A 26,164-nucleotide genomic window follows, 5' to 3' on the forward strand; every position below is an offset into this window, starting at 1 on the left:
AATATGAAAAATATTTGTCCGAGATGTGGATCAGATAAGGTGAAATGGATCATTCCGCAAAATTGGTCCCAATGGGTTTGTTATGACTGTGATTATACAGGACCTATCATTGAAGGAAACCAAGATTTAGCTGATGAAATACATGAAAATTATTTAAAATCTAAAAAGCATAAAGATTCTGAATAATTATTTTTTTGAAAAATGAGGACGTGACATGACTCAAAATTTTGTATACCTTATATGAATAAAAATTATACAATTATTTTAATAATTCAAAAATAAATCAAATTTGGAAATTATATTTATTTTGAACACTAATCATGTCCCAGCTTCAAAATAAATGATTATAAAAATAAGATGACTATAATGGAGCTGAGCTTTACTTATTGAATTCATTGAGGAATAATTAATAAGTTTCCATCAAAGTCAAATTATTAAATAACCATGCCGCATAACCAAAAATTATATCGACAATATTTTATTGTCTATAAAAGTATATAAAGTTTAGGAATACCTAAATTATTTTGAATAAAAAAAGTAAAAGGAATCATATTCCTTTTTTCTCGAATTCTTCATTTAAAAATTCTTTAATGTTACTTCTAGCCATTTCAACCATTTCGGGAGCCGGACCTCCAGGAACAGCACGAATTCTAACATTTTCAGCAGGATTTAAGGCTCTTTGAATTAAATCACCATTTAAGTTCAGTTCATCAAAACCTAATTCCACTGCAATTTCATCAATGAATTTAGAAGTGATATCCTCTTCAGCCATACTGCTTGCACTAGCTTCATTTACAATTCTTCCAACAATCTTATGAGCGGTTCTGAATGGAATCTGTTTTTCACGAACCATAATGTCAGCCAAATCAGTTGCAGTTGCGAAGTTTTTACCAGCAAGCTCTGCACATCTGTCAACTTTAAATTCAACTGAAAGCAACATCTTGGTTACAATAGACAAAGTATCTTGAGTTACTTTAATCGCATTCCATAAATGAGGAGTTATCTCTTGTAAATCCCTGTTGTAAGTATAAGGAATAGCCTTAAGAATTGTTAAAATAGTAATTAATTCACCGGTAGCAATACTTGTTTTACCACGGGCAAGTTCAGCTACATCAGGATTTTTCTTTTGCGGCATAATAGAAGAAGTTGATGAATATTCATCTGCCATTTCAATAACACCAAATTCATAAGTACTCCATAAAACCAATTCCTCACAGATTTTTGCAAGTGTTGAAGACAATGCAACAAAATCAAAGATAGATTCTGCAATAAAATCCCTTGCTGAAACGCCATCCATGGAATTTTCCAAATAAGCATCAAATCCAAGTAAATCAGTAGTTAATTGTCTGTTAATAGGAAAGCTAGTAGTGGCCATAGCTGCTGAACCTAATGGATTTAAATTGACACGTTTATATGTATCCGCCAAACGTTCATAATCTCTTTTTAATGCCTGTACATGAGCCATTAAATGATGAGCAATTGTAATTGGCTGAGCATGCTGCAAGTGTGTAAAACCAATGAAAACATCGTCTAAGTGTTCTCCAGCCATTTCAACCAATCCTTCCATAAATTCTAAAATGCCTATTTGAATTTCAATGATTTTCTCTCTTAAAACTAATCTAACATCACATGCAACTTGATCGTTACGGGATTTGGCAGTGTGCATAAAACCGGCTTGAGAACCAATTTTATTAGTAACATAATTCTCAATTGCCATGTGAACATCTTCAACTGAAGGATCAAAGACTAATACATCATAACCTTCTTCTTTAAGTGAATCGAGTGCACATAAAATATTATCCGCAATTTCAGCATCAATGATCCCTTCATATTTCAACATAGAAGTATGTGCAAAATTAGTTTTAATATCAGCTTCAAAAATAATTTTATCCGCTTCAAGTGATGAAGTGTATTCAGCTGCTTCATCAGTCATTCCAGTCTTAAAACGACCATTTCTAATGTTATCCAAAAGAATCCCTTCTTTAAAATAAATAAAAATCAAAAATAAATAAAAAAAAAGAAATAAAGATTAAAAAAATCTTATTTTTTCATTTCAGTGTATCCACATTTACCGCAGGCAACCCTGTCACCATGGTCAGCCATAAATACACCATCACCACAACGAGGACAAATTTGGTTTTTTCTTACAATTTTGTCTCCATCTACTTCATATAAATCAGATTTTTTTACCATTCAAATCACCTATTCTTCTGCATCTGCTTCTTCAGCAGGTTCTTCTTCAGGTTCTTCATTTTTAGCAACAACATGTTTAGCTTCGATGTAAGTTAAATCATCTACAGTATCGTAAACTTTAGCATAAGCTAATGCTTTAGGTTCACCGTAGTGTGGTTGTATCTTATCAACTACAACTAAATCTTTTTTACTGTTTAATAAAGCAACTAATTTAGATTTAACATCCAATATTTTAGGAGTTGCTTCTCCACTGTAATCAACATAAAACTTAATTTCTTTTCTGTTAAATATTTTATTTTCTTTTTCTTCAAAAATTTCAATTTCCATGATAAAACCTCTTCATTTTATTTTAATAAATCCGTTAAGAAGTTCTTGAGCTTTATTTTTTAAATCACGAGCTTTTAAAAGCACTAATCCTTCATTAGGCTGACCATATAAAATGGTAGTTTCCGGATTTGCCAATATTATACAAGGAAGAACCGCAAGATCTTCTTCCCCTGCCACTTCAATTACATAACATTCACCATTGTTAGATAATTCAAGAGCCTTACCTATGGTTTCCCATAGATTATCAGTCAAATACCCCGCAGGATTTTCTGCTTTTAAAATATGCTCTGCACGTATAACTTCATGAGTATGATTTTTTCTCTGAATTAAATTGTCAATTATGCCAATATTCGGATATAATCCATGTTTTGTAAGATTGGCGAAAGTCGCATCACCAACAGAAATTAAATACTCGGAAGACTTAATATCATCAATTGCATCTTCAAAGTTAGGATATAATTTGCCTAAAGGTCTTTTAAGCTCCAATATTATATCTTTATTTAATTCTGCATCTAAATGTAACACAAAAAACCCTCTATCTTACTCTTAAACAATATTCGCCTGGAATCTCAATATTCAATTCACGAGCAATTTTAGACTCCGTAGGATCAGTTATAATCAAAAGACCACTCCAATTATCGGAAGTTGGATTTCCACAACTAGGACAGTGGTCTTTGCTAGAAATCATTTTACAAACAGTACAAGCTTTCATTTTTAAACCTTCTTAGTTTTTTGTTTAGCTTCTTCAATCCATTCAAATCTGCCAAGATTTGTTTGTCTCATAGTGAGAGGGATTTTAGAATTTCTATGATTATCTCTACTGTTAATAGATTCATCTTTAATAGAAACACTTACTGCTCTAGCCCTTACTAAGTCACCAACATCTAAAGTTTTATTTGATTCTTTAGCGAGTAATGCTCCTCTTTTAGCATCATAATTAATATAATCATCAATTACTTGAGAAACATGTATCAAACCATCCATAGGCCCAATTCTCACAAAAGCGCCGTAATCAGCTATATCTATAACTTCACCATTAAAAATTTCATGTTGCTCTGGTTTAAAGAAAATAGCATCAAAAACAACATTATGATATGAAGCTCCATCGCCCATAATGAGTTTTCCATCGCTAATTTCATCAATTTCATTAACACAAATGAGTAAACCAAGTTTTTTATCTAAACGGCCTTCATAGGTTTCGTTTAAAGTTTGAATTGCAACTTCTTCAAGAGGATATTCAAATTTGTAAGGTGGAATTCTTACAGTATCCTCAATTTTTGTTTTATAATACAAAATAATCCCTCATTTTTTAATAAGTTTAATTAATATTATATTTTACCTTCAACAGCAATATATTTTTTTTGCCTTAAATATACTATTGTTATCCCTTTGTTTTTTGCACGATTTTTTAATTCAATATCATTCGTAGCTAAAACTTCTGAAACTCTCAGTAACGCATTATCCACAGTTTCATTTTCAAGTAATGAAATATCCTTTATTTCAACTTTTGAAGAATTAGCTAACTTCAAAGCTAAATTCGCATTTAACCTTGTTTTACCCTTAGTATTTCTTTTCAAACCCTTCAATTCATTGATAACAAAGCTTGGAGTAGTTAATTTATAAGAAGGTAGTAAGTTTTCAAGTTCAGTGATTATGTCTACATTGAACTGAAAAGGAACCATAAAAAAATTGGTATCAATTACAACTTCTTTAGAGTCCATTATTATTTTACCTCTATTTAATAATACCGTAACCGATTAATCTCCAACGTGCCCCTACTCTACGACTTAAAGCAACCCTATCTCCTGAACTTGCACATACCGGTAATTTAAGAGTAACATCAACTTTATTCTTTTTAGATGATGTAACAACACCAATAGTAGTTGCAGTTCCAACATTAATCATTAATGGCTCTTTAATTTTAATTGGAGTAACATCACGTTCTTCTTTAGTTCCAACAACACGATCCAATAACTTAACTTCCATTGTGAAACAATCTAAAACATCAGGTAAAGTAAATTCCTCACCAGCAACAGTTCCGGATAACGAATCTGATTTTGTTAAAGATGGATCTAATTTTGTTGCAATACCAACAAGTCCACCAGGACCGATTTCTTCAACTTGTTTACCATTAGCTTCAAGACCAATAATCTCTGATTTCAGGGTAATTCTTTTACCTTTATTGGTAGGACCCGGTCTAATTTCAATAGTATCACCAAGTTTAAAAATACCTTGAACTAGAGTACCACCAATAACTCCTCCCCTAATTTTATCAGCGCCAGAACCAGGTTTATTAATATCAAATGACCTTGCAACATGCATTAACGCATAATCATCAACATCCCTTTCAGGAGGATGAATTTTATCAAGCATTGCCTCAATCAATATATCAATGTTAGCACCTTGTTGAGCAGATACTGGTATTATTAAAGCATCCTCGGCACAAGTACCTTTAACAAATTCCTTAATTTCATGATAGCTTTCAATAGCTCTTTCTTTTGAAACAATATCAATTTTATTTTGAACTACAATAACATCTTTAACGCCAATTACATCAAGTGCCATAAGATGTTCTTTAGTTTGTGGTTGTGGACAAGACTCATTTGCAGCAATTACTAACACTGCACCATCCATAATTGCAGCACCAGATAACATAGTTGCCATAAGAGTTTCGTGACCTGGAGCATCAACAAAAGATACCTTTCTTATTAATTCAGTTTCGCTTCCACAGTGTTCGCATTTATCGGAAGTAGTGTAACATTTAGGTTCATCACATTTGGGACATTTTTTAAATTCAATATCCGCATAACCTAAACGAATTGAAATACCCCTTTTAGTTTCCTCACTGTGAGTATCAGTCCATACTCCGGATAATGCTTTAGTAAGGGTTGTCTTACCATGGTCTACATGACCAACTAAACCTATGTTAACATCTGACTGTACGTTCACAGATAACCACCTTTTTTAATAATTTTAATTCGACTTAAAAGTAAATAAGAAAAATAGTAAAACTATTCTTCCTCTTCATCATCAACACCGAGAATATCAGCTATTGATTTACTACCGGCTTCAGCAACTACAGTGTTGATTTGTACAATATCCTCAGCAATAGTGTTTCCCCTAACAGTTTTTCTTCTTTTAACACCATCTGCTTTAGGATGATAACCAATACCACCACTTAATAAACTTTTGATTCTTCTAGTGCCTGAAACATCTTTTTTCATAGTGAAACCATTTTTATCACTTCCACCAGTGATTTTTAAAGTGTAACCATCTAAACCAACAATTCCACCATCAAATTCATCTCCAATGACTAAACCATTAAGAGCTTTAGTATCATCAACTTCCATTTGATAAGTTTCAGCTTTTTGAGACACAACAACTTTGAATGCCATGGTATTTTCCTCCATTAATTATTTTCATAACTATTTTATTATTCAAAAAGACCAAATTTACCCCAATCTGGATCTTGTTTACGTTTAATTTCTACAAATTCGTATAAAGTTTCAAACTCATTTTCAGTTAATTTATCTTTAAATTCTCTTTCAATGAATTTATAATGTTTTTCAGGGACATCAACATACAATTCATCCCCTTCATCAAATTGTTTTCCGACAATAGCATCTTTAATAGCCATTGCAACCCTTTGACCTCTAGGTATAGAAGGTAATGTTTCGCCTTTATCTTCCATACTAACTATTACTCCAACATATTCCCCATTTTTATTAATTAAAGTTTGACCTTGTTTAATTGTACCGCTGAGGGATTCAATTCCAATAATAGCAGGTTTACTTTGACGGAAAATCAATTTAGGTAAACACATGAACTTAGCAGGTTTGATAATAGCATCATAAAATGCTTTTTTCTTAGCTTCCTCAATTTCGTCAATCCATGCTTCATACTCTTCAATAATCTGATAAATCACATCGCCTTTAAAGAGTTTTACATCTGAATTTTCTAAATCTTCCTGAGAATTCGGATTAACATTTACATTAAAAGCAATGATTGCACCATGTGCATCATTTTCATTTAAAGCAATGGATGAATTAATAATATCTCTACGATTAACATCTCCAATGTCTGCTTCACGAATAGATATATTTAATTCGCTTAACAATGTAACAATAGCTTCAAGAGAACCTAATGTATCAGCTTTAACTAAAATACCTTCATCATCAGTGTGAATAGTAATATCTTCAATTTCCTTTAAGATTTCCTCTTTGACGTTCTCACTGTCACTTAAAACTCTAAGTGGAGAACCAGAAACAACCTCATCCAAATTAGGAGCAGCTATTTTAATACCTGCAGCTGCAACAACTTCATCAAATTTTTGGAATTTCTTTTTGGAGTCTCTCATTTCCTCAAGAGGGAGAGGCCTTAAAATAGATCTAACTTTAGTTGTTAACACCTCATTTGAAGATGTCATTAAAGCTATCTCATCATTAGTTCGTAAAACCCCATCATAAATAATACTGTCAACAGTAAGACCCAATCCTACTTCTTCTTTAATCTCTAATATAGTACCTTTAGCAGGAGAATTTTCATTGATTTCCAGCTGTTCGGTTAAGTATTCCTGAGCAAGACCCAAAAGCATTGCTAATACTTCAATAATTCCTTCACCAGACCTAGCGCTAATCGGTATAATACTAATTTGTGAGGCAAAATTACTTATCCTATCAAATCTTTCAGATTGGAAGCCCTCTTTGTGAAGAGTGCCAACAATTTCATAAACTTTAGTGTCTAAATTTTGTTGAACACTTGGAGCTTGTTGTGAGAAAGATTCTTTGAATGAAGCTCCTTCATGAGTCTCCCAACCAAATAATCTATCTATTTTGTTAGCAACAACAATGAATGGAGTCTTATACATTTTAAGAATATTTAATGCTTCATATGTTTGCGGTTTAAAACCATCATTAATATCAACAATTAAAACAGCTAAATCAGCCAATGCGCCACCACGTTTCCTTAAACTAGTAAATGCTGCATGACCTGGAGTATCAATAAAGAACAATCCCGGGATTAAATCCTTGATAGTTAATCTTGAAATAAAATTACCACAGATTTCTTCAATAGTGTCATTTGGGATTTCTGTAGCACCAATATGCTGTGTAATACCGCCTGCTTCTTTATCAGCGATAGTACTACCTCTAATATAATCTAATAATGTTGTTTTTCCATGATCTACATGTCCTAAAACTGACACAATTGGGGATCTGATTTTCATGCTAATCTTCTTTAATAATAAAATTCTAAATTTTTAAATTTATTCATAAATTAAATCATTATCGATAATCTGATAATCACAAATTTCATCTTCGTTAAAGAAAAGGTCAATTTCTCTTTCTGCAGATTCAGGAGCATCTGAAGCATGAATAATATTTCTACCAGTATCCATACCAAAGTCTCCTCTAATTGTTCCGAGATCTGCTTCTAAAGGATTGGTTGCTCCAACAATTTTCCTAATAGTAGTAATAGCTTCTTCTCCTTGAATTACCATAGCAAAAGATGGTGAAGAAGTAATATATTCAACTAAACTTGGGAAAAATGGTTTTTCAGCATGCTCTCCATAATGAGTTTTTGCTAAATCTTCATCAATTTGAATTAATTTACATGCAACGATTTGAAGACCTTTCTCTTCAAAGCGAGACAATATTTTACCCATAAGACGTCTTTGAACAGCGTCAGGTTTCATCATAACAAAACTTTTTTGAATCATTCTTTAACCCATTTAACTTTTCTTGGAACTCTTCCAAGTTTAATCATATTTTTTTCACATTTGCTGCTGCAAAAGAAATAAATTGAACCGTCTCTTTTAACATACATTTTTCCGGTACCCTCTTCTATTTCTTTATTACAGAATGAACAAGTTCTCATGATTTTACACCTTCTTAAGGAGTCCTAATTTCTTTAGCTTCTCTAATTGTATCAAGTAACATTAACATGTCACCTTTTCTTACAGGACCCATAATGTTTCTTGTTAAAATTCTTCCTTTATCTCTACCCTCGAGGATTCTGCATTTAATTTGCATTACCTCACCAGTCATACCAGTTCTTTTTAAAACTTCAATGACTTCAGCAGGAGTTCCTTCTTCCATTTAAATCACCGTAAATTATTCTAAAAAAATATATCTATTCTTTTAATTCAGCAACTTTAACTACAATATCACTAACAGCAGCTTCTGCCTCACCAGCATCAACAATACATGCGGAAGCAGTACCAACAGTTAAACCAGCAGCTACACCAACTTGTTCTTTGGTTGGTAAGTATATATAAGGAATTTCTTTTTCATCAGCGAGAACAGGAATGTGTGCAACGATTTCAGCAGGATCTACATCTTCTGCGATAACAACTAATGCTGCACTTCCTCTTTCGATGAATTTAGTTACTTCGTTAGTACCTTTTGCTACTTTACCGGTAGCTTGTGCGGTTTCTAATGCTTCTTCAGCTTGTTTAGCTAATTCTTCAGGTGTGTCAAATTTTACATAAATGTTTGCCATAAAATATACCTCCTTTTTCATCTGGCTATGCCATCCATCGGCAGATATTACAATTCATTTTGAATCATAATATAATGTAATTCTATATAGTTAGATTATTTTTTAACTATAAAATTACTCAAATTATTCGATAGAATAATCTAATATAGTTTTAATAATACTAATTCTTGAATAATTCATATATCACTAAATATAATCCCGGGAAAAAATAAGAGGGATTAAACTTTCAATACAAATACTTCTGAATTTCATATAATTTTTAGCAAAACTAAAAATAAAAATTTAGTAATTAATGAAATAATTCTAGAGAACTAGACAATATTAAATTGGATAGTATAGTATATAAATGTTTGTAAAAATAGAATAAAACAGTTAACTTTTGAGTTTAAAAATTTAAATTAAAAATGAAAAAATAGTAAAAGGGATAGTAAAATAAAATTACTATCTATGAAGATAATCATTAACAAATCTATTTGATTGCTAATTTTACATCTTCAGCTTTTACAGTTTTTCTACCAGCGTGACGAGCAAAACCGACAGCTTTTTGTGCAACTTCGTTACCGTAATCTTCGATAGCTTCAGTTAATGCAATTTTAGCATCATCACTTACTCTTTGTGCTCCAGCGTTTTTGAGAACTCTGCCCACTGGTGCAATAGGTAATTCACTCATTATTTACACCTCACATTTAAATTTGTTAATAATAGTTATAATTTGCTTATATATAAATCTATTGTTTTAACATGGTTAAATCTTAAAAATTTCAACATTAGTAACCATGATATTTTAACATAAATACTGACACGAATATCTTTAAAAATGTTTTTCATAGATTAGGTTAAATAAAAAATGTATAAATATTGTTTGAATAAAAGCAAATTAAAAGAAAAAATTAAAAGTAAAAGTGAATCAAAGCGAATTTATTTATTCATTAAAATCTCTCTTAAAGTATCTATATCCGCATCAACTTGTGTAGGTTGAGTGCATGCTTCAATAGCAGTGTTAGGATCTTTAAGTAAGTGTCCAGTAACCACACAAGTGATTGTTTCACCTTTATCAACTACACCTTCATCAACAAGTTTTTTAAGACCTGCAATAGATGCTGCTGAAGCTGGTTCAACACCAATACCCTCAGTTCTTGCAAGTAATCTTTGTGCATCAAGGATCTCCCCATCAGTTACTGTTTCAGAATATCCGTTTGAATCATAAATAGCATTCAAAGCTTTAATATCACTAACTGGTGCTCCAATACGAATGGCGGTTGCAATAGTTTCCGGATTTTCCACCGGCACAACACATTTATCTCCTTTTTTAAATGCATTTGTAACAGGGCATGCTCCTTCCGCTTGAATACCGGTCATCATTGGCAAGTCTTTAATAAATCCAGCATCATGAAATTCCTTAACCCCTTTCCAGATAGCTGAAATATTTCCCGCATTACCTACTGGCAAAATAATTCTATCAGGAGCTTTCCAACCCAAATCGCGGACAATTTCATATCCTATTGTTTTTTGTCCTTCTAATCTGTATGGATTTATTGAATTTAATAGGTAAAGATGTTTTTCCAATGCAAGAGCTGTCATGGCTTCAAGTGCTTCGTCAAAGTTTCCATTGATTGACATGACCTCAGCACCATGGAACATCGCTTGTGCTAATTTCCCAAGTGCAACTTTTCCAGAAGGTAAAAATACAATGCAGCGTAAACCTGCACGAGCGGCATAAGCTGAAAGTGATGCTGAAGTGTTACCGGTTGAAGCACAACCTACAGTACTTACTCCAAGTTCCATTGCTTTTGTCATGCCCACAGTCATTCCCCTGTCTTTAAAACTTCCTGTTGGATTGGATCCTTCCACTTTAACATACAAGTTTACTCCAAGTTCTTCACCTAACTTATCACATTTACAAAATGGAGTTCCTCCCTCATCAAGTGAAACAATTTTTGATTCATCAACAGGAATGCACTCTTTAAATTTCCACAAATTATCTTTTCTACCGTCAAAAGTGTCTTTTGAAACATTGATTTCATTAACGAGTTCGAGTACAGATCCACACTTTTCACAAGTGTAGATTACTTCATCATCGCCATATTCTTCTCCACATGAAACACATCTTATCATAAAATCACATGTATATTTTTGAATTATCCCTATATAAAATTTAACTTAAAATTGAAAGTAAATAATCTGCAATAGGTATTGTTAAGTAAGCTTCAACAAATCCTGCAACTGCCATTAAAATGGAAGCAACCATTAATAGTATTATAGCCTGTTCTAATTTAATAGAGCTTTCATTGAATGATATGGCTAACTTATCTTTAACAGAGTTATTTTCTTGAATCGATAATGTTTTTAAAAACTTGAATAAGAAATTAAATGCAACAAAACCTGATGCGCAAGCTATGACAATTGAAGAAAGCTCAAAAATTCCATGAGGAATTAAATAAAGTAGCGATTTAACTAAATTGCCATAATCCGCTACAAAATATCCTACAAAAAGCCCATTAAAAGCTAGAATTATAGCTGAAAAACATAAAATGAATCCTGTTAGAAACATCAAAAACACGATTCTAATGTTATTTAAAAAAATGCTATTGAATGTTACTTTAATAGTGCCATTGCTAACTCCTTCTTCCAATTGCTCAACAACAGGACTTAAATAGCCATGCAAATAAGGTTCTAAAAAATAACCCAATACTAAAGAAGCAAAAAGAATAACTGTTGCCACTATAATGGCTAATCTATTTTCGCTGAAAGCTAATTTAATTTGTTCTATCATTATATCAGTGTTTTAGCAATTTCTGCTGCTTCAACTTGTTTTTCGTGTAAATCATCCATGAATTCTTCCATGAACTCTGCAGTTCTCATTTTACATTCCCCACAGCGTAGAGTTCCATTTAAACAATCATGTCTGATTTTTTCAAGTTCGCTATCATCTTCAATAAAGTGGTATAACAACATTTCATATATTACGCATTTATCCACTTCCCCGCCTAATTCTTCTTGTTCTTTTAAAGTTTCTCTCCCTCCAGTTTTAGCAGACTTAACTTTCTTAATTGCGGATTTTGTATCATCATTTAAATAAATTGCAGTGGATGGCTTTGAACTACTCATTTTATCTCCAGTCAAACCTGTTAGGAATCTATGATATGTGGAAGCCGGTGGAATAAATCCTTCACTTTCATGAAGTCTATGGGCAATGTCCCTTGTTAATCTAATATGAGGGTCTTGATCTATTCCAACAGGAACTACAACCTTTTTCGGACCTCCAAATTCTTCGCTTTGGGGAAGTAAAATATCTGCAACCTGAAATAAAGGTGACTGCAGATGAGCAATATTTGTAGAATGTTCAAATCCGTAAATTGATTTGAGTTGACTGAAATTAGTTTTACTTGAAGATTTAAATGCTAAATTGTGCAATAAACTATTTTGAGATTGCAAGTAAACATTAACATTGTCCCTTTCAAGGTCTAGGCCTAATGCAATCCAATTTGTTAAGTATTCCTTCAATGCAATTTCACGGCCTTTTTCAAAGCTCATGTTACGGGCTGCATAAGCTTCAAGGTCCGCTATTGGAAGAGACAACATTGCACCTTGGGATTGATACCATTTAAGTTGATCCACAACCATTTTATGACCTATATGCATTTGGCCACTTGGCATCATACCTGATACCACTGCAAAATCTTTATTCTGATTGATTAACTTAACAATTTCATCAAATTCCCTATGTCCAAAAATTACTCCCCTTTTCATCAATTTTTGAGGGTTTTCGATATCTCCAATAATATCTGAAATCTTATCGATACCGAATTTATTAACTAACTTATCATAATCTAGGCTAAATGATGCCCATGGATTAATTAAATCTGCCATTTCATCACCACTAATAATATCAAATTAAATTTATGATTAAAATTATTGCAATAAATATAAAAGTATGTTAAAATATAAAGGATTTCTTTAATTAAACTTATGGTCTTGTCCATTCCACATTATAGTATGTTATGTCAAAATCCTCATCAACAATAGCCAATAGAAGTTTCTTATTCACCCCATGAGAAACCCTCACATAACTTGCAAAATCAAGTGCATTAATATCATAATTTTCAAAAATAATTTTAACCAAATAATCAGAATGCCCCTGACCTGGACCTCCTCCACGATCATATAATCTAAATTCTGAACCATATTTGAAACCGGTTTTAATAACAAAACCGCGATCTTTTAAATCACGATAAACAACGTATTTGCCATAAAGTTCCTTATGCTTTATTAAATCAATTAAATAACCTATGCTGCATAGGCTGCCATCTTCATAAATATTTAATCGACCTTTTTCTTGTAAATAGCAGGCTTCAATTAAAGATAATTGTAAAAACTCAGACTCGATTTTACCAAATTTACTTTTTTCATGTAAAGCTATTGGTCTTTTACTTCCAGACTCAATTTTAATTGAAACAATACCATTAGACAAATTTCCACGCATTAAAACACCGTAAAAAGAAATAAATTATATTTAATGCTTATAAGTTTGAAAGAAATATTATATAAAATTTTTGTAAAAAAAAGAGTTGTAAAAAGTTAAACTCTAATAAAAATATTATTAGCCATTTCTACAGTAATGTTTAACTCTTCATCATCAATACTGACCAAATAATAGTTACCCATACGATTCTCATTATATTCATATTTAAGATGTTGACCTATCCTAATACCTTCTGAAGTTATTTTATCTAAAAGTTCATTATTCCCACGAATAAATGAAATAGTACCTTCAGCATTAGCAGTTAATTCAGAAATAGATAATAAATTGAATTTCCTATTAATAACTTGGTCAAAATCTTTTTGTGAGAAACATTCTTGACAACTACCAAATTCAAAATCACAAGCAGGAATAACATTATCATCAGGACATAAATCTGGATGATGTAACATTGTACAAATTGCTCTTTCAGCTTCATCAGATAAAGCATGTTCCATTTGACAAGCTTGATCATGGACATTTTCTTCTTTAACTTTTAAGATATCCAATAAGAACTTTTCTAAGATTCTATGTTTTCTTGTAACTTTTTGAGCAATCTTCATTCCTTCAGTTGTTAAAGTAGCTCCTTTATAGGGAGTATATGAAATATAACCAAGGTCTTCTAATTTTTTAAGCATTTGAGTAACACTTCCAGGTGCAATATTCAAATCTTTTGATAATTGTGTTGTAGAAACTTGTTCCCCATTATTTCCATTACAATATAAAACTTCCAAGTATTCTTCAATATTTTCGCTTATTTTGCCATCAGCCATGAAAGTCACCTTAATTAATAACTGATTAAATGTTTATTAGTTACAATATAAAAAAGTTTTGGAAAACCTAAAGGATGATTACAAAATTAAATTTTGTAGAACACACTAAATAAAAAAAGAAACTGAAAAAATAAAAAAAGGAAAAATCTAATTAGAATGACAAGCTTGAGTAAGTGCCCTTAAGGGTAAATGAACTTGTTTTCCAATTATATATGTTTCCTAATGAATTTTTTAAACTGGTTGCATCAGCAACCACCCATTTATCCCCAATTAATACCTGAGTCCACACGTGGCCATAAGTATTTCCACTATTGAATTTACATGTTCCGTGAACATATCTTGCTGCAAGACCTGCAGATCTAAACATCGCCACTAATAAATGGGATTGATCCACACAATTCCCTTTTCCACCAGACAAAGTACCATCTGCACCATATTTAGTATTATAATAAAAGCTATACATTATGTGGCATTTTACATAATTAAATATTGCTTCAGCTTTTTTAAGATCATCAGTTAAACCATTAGTTATTGAAGAAACTTTATTTTTAATTTTATTGGTTATTTGGCAATTTTTAGTAGATTTTAAATAATTACTTAAATCTGAGAGATAATTTTTCTCATTTAAACCAGTTCCAGTAATTGAAATTGAACCTGAATTAGAGCTAGAGCTTGAACCGCTAGTTGAAATAGTCACATACTTTGGCAATCTAGAACTAATACTATAAAATGATAATATACGTGAGAATGCATCTACAAGTTCATCGTATATAATATTTTTTGAATTGCAATTAGCGAAATTCGGAGCTTTTTTATGAGTATTAATATAACTTGCAACATTTTTAGCTAAATCAATAAAACCAGACCGACCTAAATCAATACTTAAACTATCACCAGTTGGAGAACTAGGAGCAGAAACTCCAGAAATATAAGTAATATCTGAAGTATTTGAATTGCCAATTTGATAAATTGCTCGGCTCATTAAATACATGAATTCTGCTAAAGTAAATGTAATTCCTCCTGCTGTAACAGTTGATGGAAGAACTTTGTTATTTGTATAATATGTTTTTAAGTTAGAAGCCCCTTTAATAATATTTTTAATTGATATAGTTTTAGAGGGAGTATCTAATTTTGCATCTGCATTAAACATTACATAGCTAGGCAGTCTTAAGCTAACTTTATAAAATGCTGTAATTCTTGCAAAAGCATCAATTAAAGACTGGTATTTAATATAACCTAATGAAGAATTGGCATAATTAGGAGCCACACCCTTACTTTCAATAAAGGAACTAACTCTAGTTGCTAAATCTAAATATTCGGACATGTATAAATTACCGGATTTTACGGTACTGGTTGGATTTGAAGCAACATCCGAGGTTACTGCTAAAATCTCTGAGGATTTGCCTGCATTAATATATAAAATAGCTTTAGTCATCAAATATAAAAATTGAGCAGTAGAGTAAGTTACTCCACCAACACGGACAGAAGCCGGAATGGATCCGCTAGATTTTATAGAACTATTTAAGTTATATGCTGCAGCAACAATATCTGAAATAGATACTGAACCAGTAATGGACGGAGATCCAGATTGATCAGATAATGAGTTGAAATCAACAAAGTTAGTTACGCCCCATCTAAATATAACAGCACCAGACGCAGCACCATCAAGTGCAGCCTGTGTGTCTGCTGCAATTTCCGATGGAGATAATTTCACAACATTATCATCAGATTTATAACCTTGTAAACCTGCCCATACTTGAGCACCTTCAGAATTATCTACAAACCATTTTGCAATAGTTTTAATCCAGGATGAAGTTTTTCCATAATTTCCTTTATAAATCATTGGAATTACAACATCCATATACCTACTAATTACAGAATAATCTTGACCATAATAATATGCATTACTTGTAGTTTCAGGCATTAAAGCACATGAAACAATAATATTTGGGTCAGTATCATGAATTGCTTCAGTGATTTGTTGTGCAAATTCACTAATGGCTGCAGTACCGCCTGAAGTCTTATATGCATTTCCAGGATATCTTATGTAATCTAAATGAATACCGGAAATTCCCTTAATAGATGCATATTTTTGTGCTTCAATGATTTTTTGCTCAAAGTAGTCCGAATTGACATTACCATTAACTACAGGATTTACCCATGAACCATTAGCATAAAATGCCTGCATCCAAATATGAACTCTCATTCCTAACTTATTTGCACTAGCAATCCATGATTCAACTTCCCCTTGAGTTTTTATTGTTAATGCATAGAAATTTAAGAATAAGTCAGTGGTTCCTTTAGAAGCTAAAGTTCCTAAACTGACACTACCCATATCTCCACCGTAAACCCAGTATCCATATCCGGTTGTATTCTTTTTGAGAACTTCGATATTTGTGGAACTGAAAGATGGGGCATTATCATTATCCCCAATAGCTTCATATTTAAATGAAACTGTGTAATTTCCTGTAGGGACATTCGCATTAAATAATGCATAGCCGCTTGAAGAAGTAGTGGCAGAATATGTTTTTGAATTTACTGTCAATTTAACTGTCTTGCCAGATAAAACCTTGCCGTTTGAATCTTTTAATAAAACTTTATAAGTTTGTACACCTTGATAGTAAGAAGATCCGCTTTTCCAAGTTAAAGAAGTATTTGATCTTTCCTTAACTGTAATGGCTGTGGACATTGTTTTTGAGTTAACTTTAGATTCGCCGTTATATGTGTATGAAATTGTATAATTGCCAACATCCAGACCAATAGGAAGGGATACAACACCATTACCATCAGTAGTTTTGGTATAGTTCTTACCATCCACCTTAAGAGTAACAGTTCTTTGTGCCAAAGGAACATTACCTGAGGTTAAAGCAACTTGGAATTTAGTATTTGCACCATGACCAAAGGTTTTTGTACTTTTAACCGTGAAAGTTGGATTTTTACTAGCCAGTATCTCAACCTTACTGCCTGCACTGCATTTCTTATAAAAACTGTTACCTGCAAATGAATAGGTTATTTTATAAATACCTGCTCCAAGTGAAGGCAATTTAATTTTGGCAACACCATTTGCATTAGTTTTTGCACTGTATTTCTTACCGTTTATTTCAAATTTGATAATTTTACCTTTCCCCGGAGCATAACCAAATTTATTAATTAAGTTTACTTTAACTGTTTTTGAATCGCTTTTAAGGAAAGTGTAGGTTTTTGTTGATAAAGAAGTGGTTGTAGTCCTTACAACTTTAACCTTGTTTTTAATTTTCAAGCCATCCTGAGTATTATGAGACATTATTTCATAAGTACCTTTTTTAAGATTAATTAAAGATAAGCTAGCCACTCCCTGACCGTTTGTTTTTACTTTGTATGTTTTTCCATTAATCTTAAACTTGATGTATTTATTGGCTAGTGCTTTCCCATCACTTTTATAGAATTTTGCTGTGAATTTTTTGCCATCAGTGTAAACTTTGGAAATATCACTTGCTGAAATTGTAGACACTACTTTAAAAGTTGTAGATAAGCTATAACCAGTTGTTGGATTTAAAGCAACGACTTTATAAGATCCCGGTTTAAGATTTATTGCAAGATAAGCCACTCCATTTGCATTAGTTTGTTTAGTATATGTTACACCATTTACAGTAATTTTAACATTTGTATTATTTAACACATTACCGTGTGCATCTAAGAATGTTGCAGTATATTGAGCGCTTCCTTTATAATACTTAGACATATCTTTTGCAGTGATTGTCTTAGATACATCAATTGTTGAAGAAACGTTACTATCACTTTCATTTGATGAAATAACAGCAACCCCATCATCACTACTTGGAATATTATCATTAGTCGAGTTAGTTGATAAATTATTTGAATCTTCAGATTCTAAAACTTCTTCACTTGATAGAGAAACTTTAGATGAATCATTATCAACATTTGAATTACTTGATACAGAAATTTCTGATGAACCAGCAGTATTCTCCAACGGGACTGATACATCTGATGTGTCATCTACTAAGCTAGTAGCATATGAATCTGTAACATTTACGTCACTTGCAGAAATTGCGCCAACTGTTAGGACAGCAAAAAGCAATGCTAACAAAGTGAGCAATATTTGTTTGTTCAAAATATTTTACCTCCATAACAATTTTTTTAAACAACCGTGAGAATAATCTCACTTAACCATTATGTATTAAAAATATCTTATATAAACCTTTTTATTTACCGAATAAGTTGAAATAAGTTTAATTTCTAAAAATAAGACTGAAAATTTATGAAAAATGAATATTAATCGCAATTATTGGTAAATTATGCTATAAAACGATTAAACAATATGAAATTATTTTTAAACTAACTTCAATATATAGATATTAGAACAATAATGTTAATGCTTATTAGACAAAATAACCTATAATTTAAAGGGACAATATTAAAAAACATGAAAATGGATTAAGTTAAATAAAAAAACGATGCAAGTAATGGAATAAATGATAAAATAAGCAAGTATAAACAAAATGATTGGAAAAATTATCTTTCCTTAAAGACATGATGAAAATTGATGTATTTTGGAAAATAATGATGTATACAACTTATTAAAAAATTATATAAAAAAGAAAAAAATGTAAAATTGAAAATTTTACATCATAGGAGGCATTCCGCCCATACCACCAGCAGGAGGCATTGGAGGCATGCCACTAGCGTCATTACCTGACTCATCAGGTCCAGTAGAGTTAAGTGCATTTCTTGCTGCAATCATATCATCAATACGCAAAATCATTTCAGCGGCTTCACCAGCAGATTGTAAAGCTTGGATTTTAACTCTTAAAGGTTCAATAACTCCAGACTCTTTCATATCCTCAACTTTACCTGTGAATACATTAATTCCGATAAATGAGGAATCTTCATGAGCTGCTTTTAAATCTGCAATTAGATTAATAGTATCCAAACCTGCATTTTCAATTAAGGTTTTTGGAATAATTTCTAAAGCTTCGGCATATTTTAAAATAGCTAATTGCTCTCTTCCACTTATAGATTCAGCATATTCTCTTAATTGTTTTACTAAATCAATTTCGCAAGCTCCTCCACCAATGAGAACTTTACCTTCTTCAATAGTGGCTGCAACTACACCTAATGCATCATCAATCGCTCTTGCGATTTGTTCTGTAACATAGCGAGTGCTGCCTCTCAATATAATTGAGGAAGCTTTTGGATTTTCACATTCTTCGATTAAAGTTAACTCATGGTCAAATATTTTATCAAGATACACATGACCTGCAAAACCTAATTTATCTTCAGATAAATCTTCAATATCAGTTACGAGTTTAGCACCGGTAGCTTTTGCGATTCTTTCCATGTCTGATTTTTTAACTCTTTTGAAAGCCATGATTCCTGCTTTTTTAAGGTAGTGTTCCGCCAAATCATCAATACCCTTCTGACAGAACAATACATTAGCGCCAGAGTCCACAATTTTGTCAACTAAATCCTTAATCATTTCTTCTTCGTTTTTAAGGAATGCTTCAAATTGATCAGGACCGGTTATATCGATTTTGGTATCTGTATTAATGTCTTTTAATTCAATAGGGTATTTCATGATAGCAATTTTTGCATTTTCAATGTCATTAGGCATGTTTTTAGATAAAGGAGCCTTATCAATAATGATTCCTTCTGCTAAAAATGAATCTTCTACAGAATCGCCTGAAACTCTTTGAATATTAATATTGTCAATGTCAGACTTTCCATCTTCCTTGATTCTTAATGCCGCTTTAACAACAAGATCCGCTAAGTGTTCTTTAGCATAATCTGAACCTTTACCACTCATTGCAGTAACTGCTACCTTTTTAAGAGTTTCTTCATCAGCAGCATCAATTGCAATATTATTTAAGATTTCCACCGCTTTAGCGGTTGCATTTCTATAACCTTTAACAACGATAGAAGTTGCAATTCCATCATCTAATAATTCTTCAGCCTTTGATAATAATTCGCCTGCAATAACAACAACAGAAGTAGTTCCATCTCCAACAATTTCTTCTTGTTTTTTAGCGGTTTCCACAAGCATTCTAGCTGCAGGTTGATTAATTTCCATTTCTCTCATAATGGTTGCACCATCATTAGTGACAGTGACATCACCTAATGAAGTTGTTAACATTTTATCCATACCTTTAGGACCAAGAGTGGTTCTTACAATGCCGGCTAATACTTTAGCAGCTGTGATATTCATTCTTAAAGCATCTCTTTTTGAATATCTTTCTGTTCCTTCAGGAAGGATGAATATTGGTTGATTTGCCATTTAATTATCACCTAAAATTTTTTTGAATAAAATATAAAACTAAGTTTTTATACAATATAAAGTAGGTTAGAGGTAATATAAAAAGATTACTCATTAAAGTAACATTAGGTGTGTAATATGTATGAAGAAATCATGAATGAAATTAAATCTAATTTAGGTTCAAATGAAGAATTGAATAAAAAGTACTTATCCAGTCAAATTGAAGTATACAAAGACCATCCATACAATAAAGAGATAATTAAAGAAATCTCTCGGTTGATGTGGGATTGCTTAAGCGAATCGCAAAAACAGGAATTTGCGGATATTTCAAACAAGGAAAATCCAATTATGGATATTTTAAATGATATCTATTATGATATTGAAGAGGAAAACTATGAAACCCCATTGAAAAAACTTGAGAAATTTATGGAAAGTTTTCCAAACATCTTTGAAGACGATAAAGTAAATGAATATCACTTTTTCACAAATCCCCTAGAAGAGATGATATTTAGAAAATATATTGGTTTAAAAAAGGAATTAAGATATATTCCAGATAACCAACCTTTACTTGACCTATATTATGTTTATGGATTTTTACTCCTTGAATCCCAGCAATACGATAAGGCAGAAGAGTATTTAAAAAAGGCAATTAAAATAAACCCCGTTTCATCAAGAATTATTCTGGAGTTAACTGAAATATACAAAGTACACACCTACACATTTAACGAATACTTTATTCGCACATGTGATGCTCTACAATATGCTTATTATCCCCAAGACATTGCAAGATGTTATAGAAACCTTGGATATTATTATATAGAAGAAAATCAAATGGAAACTGCACTTGCACTATTAATATACAGTATGGAATACGAAGCAAATCCGCTTGCATATACCGAAATCAATTATATTCAATCCAATGACTTTGAATTAACTTTAGATGAATGCATTGAAATTATTGAAAGTAAAAATATTCAGTTGGGGTAAATCCATTTGTTTTGGAATGTTTTGATGAATTGATTAGTGAATATGGCGAAAATAAATTATATAATCAATTATTATATTTTTTAGAGCTTAAATTTGATATTACAAAGGATGAAAAAATTATTGAAAAAATAAATGACATCAAAAGAAGTATTAAATAATATATATTATATATAATTATAACAGGTGATTTAACATGTGCTCAACCGGAGGCCCAATGGCCGATATTGATTTGAAAAAATTAAAAACAAAAAAATACCATTGCAAAAGTTGTGGAAATTCTTTTAAAGGACTTGGAAAAAAGGTTGTTTGCCCATCCTGTCAAAGCGATAATGTTGAACTTGCAGAGTAAATTTATTTACTCTTTTTTATTTTTTAGTGATTATATGGATATTCATCTTAAAAATGACGAAGTGCTATTTCTTGAAGGGAAAACTGGAATAGTAGGTGTTGTTAAAGTAGCTTATGAAAACAAAATGTTATTTATAGCAACTCAAGATAATGAAGAAATAGTCCAATTTTTAGAAGCGGATGACATAATTGCCGTATCAAACTTTAAAAAAGATAAAAGAGCTGTTAAATCACAAGCTTACCTGAGCCGTGAAGAATCATCTCCACTAATAATCTTAAACAAAGACCATCCATCCACTAAACGTTTGGAAACTGTCATATCCATTGGAGATAGAGTTAATCTGAATTGCAATATTACTCCCGGAACCCATCCTGAACAGAATGTTTTATGTTCTTGCGACAGTCTATCTGGACTTGAAATAATTAAAACGCCAACAGGGGTTAAATTAAACAGAGAAATTGAAACTTATACCATTGAAAAATTCTAGGTTGAAAAATGTTATTTATGGATTCATTCTATATGTTTTTAGGACAGTTAGTAGTTTTTCTAGTTATTCTAATTATAATCTTATTTATTGTTGTGGTTATTTTAGGATATTTAATAGCTCGTAAAAATCAAATTAAATTCCCTAAATTCTTATTATATATTGTAGATCTATTATATTCACCATTTAAAACAATAGCACGATTTTTAAAATTAGATGATTATTTAATTGATGATATAGCTATTAAAGTTAGAGATAATCTCAATAAAGAAAAATATAGGCAGATTCCAGCAGAAAAAACATTAATATTCCTTCCCCATTGTCTAAGACATAAAGACTGTCCTGCAACTCTTCAAAAAGAAGGCCTAAATTGCAGCGAATGTGGCTTATGTTCAATCGGCGTTATTAAAAAGAAATCTGAACCATTAGGATATAAATTATATATTGTTCCAGGATCAAGTTTTGTTAAAAAAATAGTTATGGAAAACAAATTCCAAGCTGTTCTTGGTGTAGCTTGTCATGAAGATTTAAACCAAATGATGATGTTGCTCTCTGATTTTTACCCTCAAGGAGTATTGCTTGAAAGAACAGGGTGTTTTGAAACAAAAGTTAACATTAAAAAAGTATTTGAAAAAATAGATTCCAAATACTAATCATAATAATCCATGAATTCACCGGATTCCGGAGTTTCACTAAACTCCTTTATGAATTCATTTAAATCTTTAATGAATTCCTCTTTTCTTTTATCTGCATCTTTTATTTGAGAATAATCTTTTTTTACAGACAACATCATTACCATATCATCAGTTTCAAGTGTTATTTCCGGATATAAACTATCTGAAAAATCATCCATATTATCCCCTTCCAAGTTCTTGATGAGCTCTTGCAAGGTGTCCTGCTGCCAGGGCTCCAACAAGTGATAATTCTCCTGCTAAAACTGTTGATGCAACAATTTCTGCAAATTCACGAGCTTTGCCAGATCCCGCTACATCAAGAATTTCTAATCCTTCATGAGCAACTTCCAATCCTGTCCCCCCACCAACTGTAGCTACAGGCAAATCAGGCAGGTTTACTGAGAAATATAAATCACCATTACGGCTTTCGGCTGTTGTAATACCAAGAGAACCTTCAACAACATGCGCTGCATCCTGACCTGTTGCTAAAAATATAGCTGCAACCATATTTGCATAATGAGCATTGAATGCCATTGATCCGCCGGCGGCTGAACCGATTAAATTTTTAGCAGTATTTACTTCCGCTATTGCTTCAGCTGTGGTTTTAAGCTTTTTAGCTACAATATCTTTCGGTATTAAAATATCTGCTATAACGCTTTTTCCTCTTCCTTCAACAATGTTTATAGCAGCCGGTTTTTTATCAACACATACATTTCCACTTAATGCAATGTGAGTTGCAGTAGTTTCATCTGCTAATTTGGCTAATATTTTTTCAGAAGCTATTGTTACCATATTCATCCCCATACTGTCCCCAGTTGAGAAAACAAATCTTGGATAGACATAGCTTCCAACAATCAAGATAGGATCGATTTTAATTAATTTGCCATGGGAAGTTGTACTTTCTGCAATTTCCTTTAATTCATCGAAATTATCAACAAACCACTGTTTAATTTTTAAAGCATCCCCTACACCCTCACATTTAATAGCCGGTGCACGGGTCATTATATCAGACACCACCCTCACATTAACTCCACCTGATAAGGTAATTGTTGATGCTCCCCTATTAATTGAAGCCACCAATGCACCTTCAGAGGTTGCAAGAGGAACAAATACTTCTCTTTGACAGTATTGGCCATTTATTTTTAATGGTCCTGCAATACCCATAGGAAGTTGCAATACTCCAATTGAATTTTCAATGTTGCGAGCAGATGCTCTTTCCATATCCAGGGTATAATTTGAGATATTGGACAGATCCAGACCATATTTTTGCTCTAAAAATTCCCTTCTAATATCGGTTGCCTCACGAGCGCTTACTTCCTTATCAACTTGATAAAGTTTCATTTCACCATTTAATAATTTATCAATAATTTCTTGGAAAGACATTACATAACCTTTTTAAGCAGTTCTACAATTTCAGATGGTTTTATAGCTACTTCCACATTAGCATCATTCAAAGCTTTGGTTTTACTTGCAACAGTACCGGAATTTCCTTGGATAATTGCTCCAGCATGCCCCATTCTTTTTCCCGGAGGGGCTGTTCTTCCTGCAATATATGATACAACTGGTTTTGTCATTTCATCAGCGATATATTTAGCAGCCCTTTCTTCAGCAGTTCCTCCAATTTCACCAATTAAAACAACTGCTTCAGTTTGATCATCATTTTCAAATCTTTTTAGAATATCAACATAATTATCCCCAGTAACAGGGTCTCCGCCAATACCTACAGCAGTACTTTGACCAATTCCAGCATTGGTTAATTCGTTTGCAATTTCATATGTTAATGTACCGCTTCTTGAAATCAAACCCACATTACCTTCTTTAAATATATGCGTTGGCATAATGCCTAATTTACCGACACCCGGCGAGATAATTCCCGGAGTATTCGGACCGATGATTGTAGTATTCATTTGTTTTGCATAAGCCATGATCTTCATACTATCATGAACCGGAATATGTTCTGAAATAATTACTACTAAATCTAAGTGCCTAATTGCTTCAAAGGCAGCATCTTTTGCAAATTTTGCAGGAACGAAAATAATGGAAGCATTGACCTCTACCTCTTCAACCGCTTCCTGCATTGAATTGAAAATTGGAACCTGGTCTAAGAATTTTTGACCGCCTTTTCCAGGCGTAAGCCCCGCAACTATATTAGTATTGTAATTTAACATTTGTTCTGTATGAAATGAACCTTGTTTACCGGTTATTCCCTGAACTAAACATTTTGTATCTTTATTTAATAAAATCATAATATAACTCCTATCTTAATATTCTTGTCTTATTTTCAAACGGAACAGCCAAATCTATTACATTCCCATTCATAAAGGCAGTAGCTGAAAATATTACACTACCCGGTAATACATTACAATTTGTTCCTCTTTTAACTAAATAAACATTCTTATTTCCAAGTGCAGCTCCAATCATAGCACCTGCAACAACCCCAACAGATTCAATGTTATCAACAGCAGCTACAACAACCGGATCATCGGTTTCTGGTGAAACATATCCAACACCAGGTATTTTTCTTGTTTTCGATTCAATGAATTCCGATACATCATTGCAATTTTTCATTCCACGTGCCGCCTCTATTGCTGAGTTTGCAACATCAGCTACAAATGGTTCTCCACCATATGTATCAAAACCTAAAACAATAACATCAGGATATCTATCTTCTCTTATATTTGCTTGAGCATAAGATACTCCTTCTCCTGCATCTTCAGAATTATCAGAAATTCCATATAAATCTCCGAGATTCTCTGCACTCATCTTTAAAACATTAACTAAACCTTCATTAACAGATTCAAGTAAGTAATCTTCTACAATTGCACTAACAACAACATCATCACCTGTGACATTAGTTAATGCAGCATATTTTGCACCTAATTCTTTAACAGTATACAGGTTTTGTTCAATAGTTTCTACTAGCTTAGAACTGCAAGATACATCATTGTTAGAAATATCTGCACCTATAGCTGTAACTTTCAAATTAACACCTTATATAATTGATTAATAAAATAAATAAAATTTTAAATTCGACTGATATATATTATGTTGTTTAATTTATATAAAGATTAAGAAAAACATTAATTAACAATTAAGATTAAATATTCAAC

At 32.0% G+C, this 26,164-nt stretch carries 32 protein-coding genes; 6 read left to right on the forward strand and 26 right to left on the reverse strand.

Annotation, left to right across the window (positions count from 1 at the left end):
- The first annotated feature begins 3 nt into the window (after positions 1-3).
- Positions 4-186: a hypothetical protein gene (locus Q9969_RS03245; protein ID WP_305513995.1), complete on the forward strand. Its 183-nt coding sequence runs from the start codon at positions 4-6 to the stop codon at positions 184-186.
- Positions 187-547: 361 nt separating this feature from the next.
- Here the strand turns inward: Q9969_RS03245 and argH are convergent, their stop codons facing one another.
- The 22 genes from argH to thsA all read right to left on the reverse strand — a co-directional run bounded on the left by argH (position 548) and on the right by thsA (position 20,581).
- Positions 548-1,969, reverse strand: coding sequence for an argininosuccinate lyase (gene argH, locus Q9969_RS03250; RefSeq protein WP_305554393.1), 1,422 nt, complete (start codon positions 1,967-1,969; stop codon positions 548-550).
- Between the two features lie 71 nt (positions 1,970-2,040).
- Complete coding sequence (locus tag Q9969_RS03255) at positions 2,041-2,193, reverse strand: 30S ribosomal protein S27ae (protein WP_305513991.1); 153 nt, start codon at positions 2,191-2,193, stop codon at positions 2,041-2,043.
- A gap of 9 nt (positions 2,194-2,202) precedes the next feature.
- Positions 2,203-2,520, reverse strand: a complete 318-nt coding sequence (locus tag Q9969_RS03260; protein ID WP_305513989.1) for a 30S ribosomal protein S24e — start codon at positions 2,518-2,520, stop codon at positions 2,203-2,205.
- Positions 2,521-2,532: 12 nt separating this feature from the next.
- A complete protein-coding gene (locus Q9969_RS03265; protein WP_305513987.1) occupies positions 2,533-3,045 on the reverse strand; it encodes a DUF359 domain-containing protein in 513 nt (170 codons plus the stop codon).
- 10 nt (positions 3,046-3,055) lie between these two features.
- Entirely contained in the window at positions 3,056-3,232 is a 177-nt protein-coding gene (gene spt4, locus Q9969_RS03270; RefSeq protein WP_305513985.1) for a transcription elongation factor subunit Spt4, read from the reverse strand.
- Between the two features lie 2 nt (positions 3,233-3,234).
- Positions 3,235-3,813, reverse strand: a complete 579-nt coding sequence (locus Q9969_RS03275; RefSeq protein ID WP_305513984.1) for a DNA-directed RNA polymerase — start codon at positions 3,811-3,813, stop codon at positions 3,235-3,237.
- A gap of 35 nt (positions 3,814-3,848) precedes the next feature.
- Positions 3,849-4,241, reverse strand: a complete 393-nt coding sequence (locus tag Q9969_RS03280; protein WP_305554396.1) for a PIN domain-containing protein — start codon at positions 4,239-4,241, stop codon at positions 3,849-3,851.
- A gap of 13 nt (positions 4,242-4,254) precedes the next feature.
- Positions 4,255-5,469, reverse strand: coding sequence for a translation initiation factor IF-2 subunit gamma (locus Q9969_RS03285; protein ID WP_305513980.1), 1,215 nt, complete (start codon positions 5,467-5,469; stop codon positions 4,255-4,257).
- A 62-nt stretch (positions 5,470-5,531) separates the two neighbouring features.
- Entirely contained in the window at positions 5,532-5,915 is a 384-nt protein-coding gene (locus tag Q9969_RS03290; RefSeq protein WP_305554399.1) for a 30S ribosomal protein S6e, read from the reverse strand.
- Positions 5,916-5,953: 38 nt separating this feature from the next.
- Entirely contained in the window at positions 5,954-7,744 is a 1,791-nt protein-coding gene (infB, locus tag Q9969_RS03295; protein ID WP_305554402.1) for a translation initiation factor IF-2, read from the reverse strand.
- Between the two features lie 39 nt (positions 7,745-7,783).
- Complete coding sequence (gene ndk, locus Q9969_RS03300) at positions 7,784-8,236, reverse strand: nucleoside-diphosphate kinase (protein ID WP_305554405.1); 453 nt, start codon at positions 8,234-8,236, stop codon at positions 7,784-7,786.
- The gene (locus tag Q9969_RS03305) at positions 8,233-8,394 is read right to left on the reverse strand and encodes a 50S ribosomal protein L24e (protein WP_116669817.1); all 162 of its coding nucleotides are present in this window, start codon (positions 8,392-8,394) and stop codon (positions 8,233-8,235) included. The genes ndk and Q9969_RS03305 overlap by 4 nt, the downstream gene beginning before the upstream one ends.
- A gap of 14 nt (positions 8,395-8,408) precedes the next feature.
- Entirely contained in the window at positions 8,409-8,615 is a 207-nt protein-coding gene (locus Q9969_RS03310) for a 30S ribosomal protein S28e (RefSeq protein ID WP_305513969.1), read from the reverse strand.
- Positions 8,616-8,649: 34 nt separating this feature from the next.
- Positions 8,650-9,018, reverse strand: coding sequence for a 50S ribosomal protein L7Ae (gene rpl7ae / locus Q9969_RS03315; RefSeq protein ID WP_305513967.1), 369 nt, complete (start codon positions 9,016-9,018; stop codon positions 8,650-8,652).
- A gap of 469 nt (positions 9,019-9,487) precedes the next feature.
- Complete coding sequence (locus tag Q9969_RS03320; RefSeq protein WP_305554408.1) at positions 9,488-9,688, reverse strand: histone family protein; 201 nt, start codon at positions 9,686-9,688, stop codon at positions 9,488-9,490.
- A gap of 248 nt (positions 9,689-9,936) precedes the next feature.
- The gene (thrC, locus tag Q9969_RS03325; RefSeq protein WP_305514175.1) at positions 9,937-11,133 is read right to left on the reverse strand and encodes a threonine synthase; all 1,197 of its coding nucleotides are present in this window, start codon (positions 11,131-11,133) and stop codon (positions 9,937-9,939) included.
- A 40-nt stretch (positions 11,134-11,173) separates the two neighbouring features.
- Positions 11,174-11,791 carry a stage II sporulation protein M gene (locus Q9969_RS03330; RefSeq protein ID WP_305514173.1) on the reverse strand — a complete coding sequence of 206 codons (618 nt, stop codon included), beginning with the start codon at positions 11,789-11,791 and terminating at the stop codon, positions 11,174-11,176.
- Positions 11,791-12,888: a tryptophan--tRNA ligase gene (locus Q9969_RS03335; RefSeq protein WP_305554411.1), complete on the reverse strand. Its 1,098-nt coding sequence runs from the start codon at positions 12,886-12,888 to the stop codon at positions 11,791-11,793. Before Q9969_RS03335 ends, Q9969_RS03330 begins: the two co-directional genes overlap by 1 nt.
- A 97-nt stretch (positions 12,889-12,985) precedes the next feature.
- Positions 12,986-13,501 carry a tRNA-intron lyase gene (endA, locus tag Q9969_RS03340; RefSeq protein ID WP_305514169.1) on the reverse strand — a complete coding sequence of 172 codons (516 nt, stop codon included), beginning with the start codon at positions 13,499-13,501 and terminating at the stop codon, positions 12,986-12,988.
- Positions 13,502-13,596: 95 nt separating this feature from the next.
- On the reverse strand, positions 13,597-14,310 hold the full coding sequence (locus Q9969_RS03345) for a metal-dependent transcriptional regulator (RefSeq protein WP_305554414.1): 714 nt from the start codon (positions 14,308-14,310) through the stop codon (positions 13,597-13,599).
- A 151-nt stretch (positions 14,311-14,461) separates the two neighbouring features.
- Positions 14,462-18,421 (reverse strand): pseudomurein-binding repeat-containing protein, encoded by a 3,960-nt coding sequence (locus Q9969_RS03350; RefSeq protein WP_305554416.1) that lies wholly within the window; start codon positions 18,419-18,421, stop codon positions 14,462-14,464.
- 510 nt (positions 18,422-18,931) lie between these two features.
- On the reverse strand, positions 18,932-20,581 hold the full coding sequence (thsA, locus tag Q9969_RS03355) for a thermosome subunit alpha (RefSeq protein ID WP_305554419.1): 1,650 nt from the start codon (positions 20,579-20,581) through the stop codon (positions 18,932-18,934).
- Positions 20,582-20,698: 117 nt separating this feature from the next.
- Here thsA and Q9969_RS03360 point away from each other — a divergent pair, with 117 nt between their 5' ends.
- The 5 genes from Q9969_RS03360 to Q9969_RS03380 are packed head-to-tail and all read left to right on the forward strand — an operon-like array spanning position 20,699 to position 23,033.
- Complete coding sequence (locus Q9969_RS03360; RefSeq protein ID WP_305554422.1) at positions 20,699-21,547, forward strand: tetratricopeptide repeat protein; 849 nt, start codon at positions 20,699-20,701, stop codon at positions 21,545-21,547.
- Positions 21,548-21,558: 11 nt separating this feature from the next.
- Positions 21,559-21,705, forward strand: coding sequence for a hypothetical protein (locus Q9969_RS03365; protein ID WP_305554425.1), 147 nt, complete (start codon positions 21,559-21,561; stop codon positions 21,703-21,705).
- Positions 21,706-21,740: 35 nt separating this feature from the next.
- The gene (locus Q9969_RS03370; RefSeq protein WP_305514161.1) at positions 21,741-21,896 is read left to right on the forward strand and encodes a hypothetical protein; all 156 of its coding nucleotides are present in this window, start codon (positions 21,741-21,743) and stop codon (positions 21,894-21,896) included.
- A 34-nt stretch (positions 21,897-21,930) separates the two neighbouring features.
- Positions 21,931-22,383, forward strand: a complete 453-nt coding sequence (locus Q9969_RS03375; RefSeq protein ID WP_305514159.1) for a hypothetical protein — start codon at positions 21,931-21,933, stop codon at positions 22,381-22,383.
- An 8-nt stretch (positions 22,384-22,391) separates the two neighbouring features.
- Positions 22,392-23,033 (forward strand): DUF116 domain-containing protein, encoded by a 642-nt coding sequence (locus tag Q9969_RS03380; protein WP_305554428.1) that lies wholly within the window; start codon positions 22,392-22,394, stop codon positions 23,031-23,033.
- Here the strand turns inward: Q9969_RS03380 and Q9969_RS03385 are convergent.
- Genes Q9969_RS03385 through Q9969_RS03400 form a run of 4 tightly spaced genes read right to left on the reverse strand, consistent with a single transcriptional unit; the run spans position 23,030 to position 26,036 of the window.
- The gene (locus tag Q9969_RS03385; protein WP_305514155.1) at positions 23,030-23,233 is read right to left on the reverse strand and encodes a hypothetical protein; all 204 of its coding nucleotides are present in this window, start codon (positions 23,231-23,233) and stop codon (positions 23,030-23,032) included. The two genes, Q9969_RS03380 and Q9969_RS03385, sit on opposite strands and share 4 nt — an antisense overlap.
- 1 nt (position 23,234) lies before the next feature.
- Positions 23,235-24,437, reverse strand: a complete 1,203-nt coding sequence (gene hmgA, locus Q9969_RS03390; RefSeq protein WP_305554431.1) for a hydroxymethylglutaryl-CoA reductase (NADPH) — start codon at positions 24,435-24,437, stop codon at positions 23,235-23,237.
- A complete protein-coding gene (sucD, locus tag Q9969_RS03395) occupies positions 24,437-25,300 on the reverse strand; it encodes a succinate--CoA ligase subunit alpha (protein WP_305514151.1) in 864 nt (287 codons plus the stop codon). The genes hmgA and sucD overlap by 1 nt, the downstream gene beginning before the upstream one ends.
- Positions 25,301-25,310: 10 nt before the next feature.
- On the reverse strand, positions 25,311-26,036 hold the full coding sequence (locus tag Q9969_RS03400; protein ID WP_305554433.1) for a hypothetical protein: 726 nt from the start codon (positions 26,034-26,036) through the stop codon (positions 25,311-25,313).
- Between the last annotated feature and the right edge of the window lie 128 nt (positions 26,037-26,164).

Source organism: Methanobrevibacter sp. V74 (assembly GCF_963082495.1).
Classification (GTDB): domain Archaea; phylum Methanobacteriota; class Methanobacteria; order Methanobacteriales; family Methanobacteriaceae; genus Methanocatella.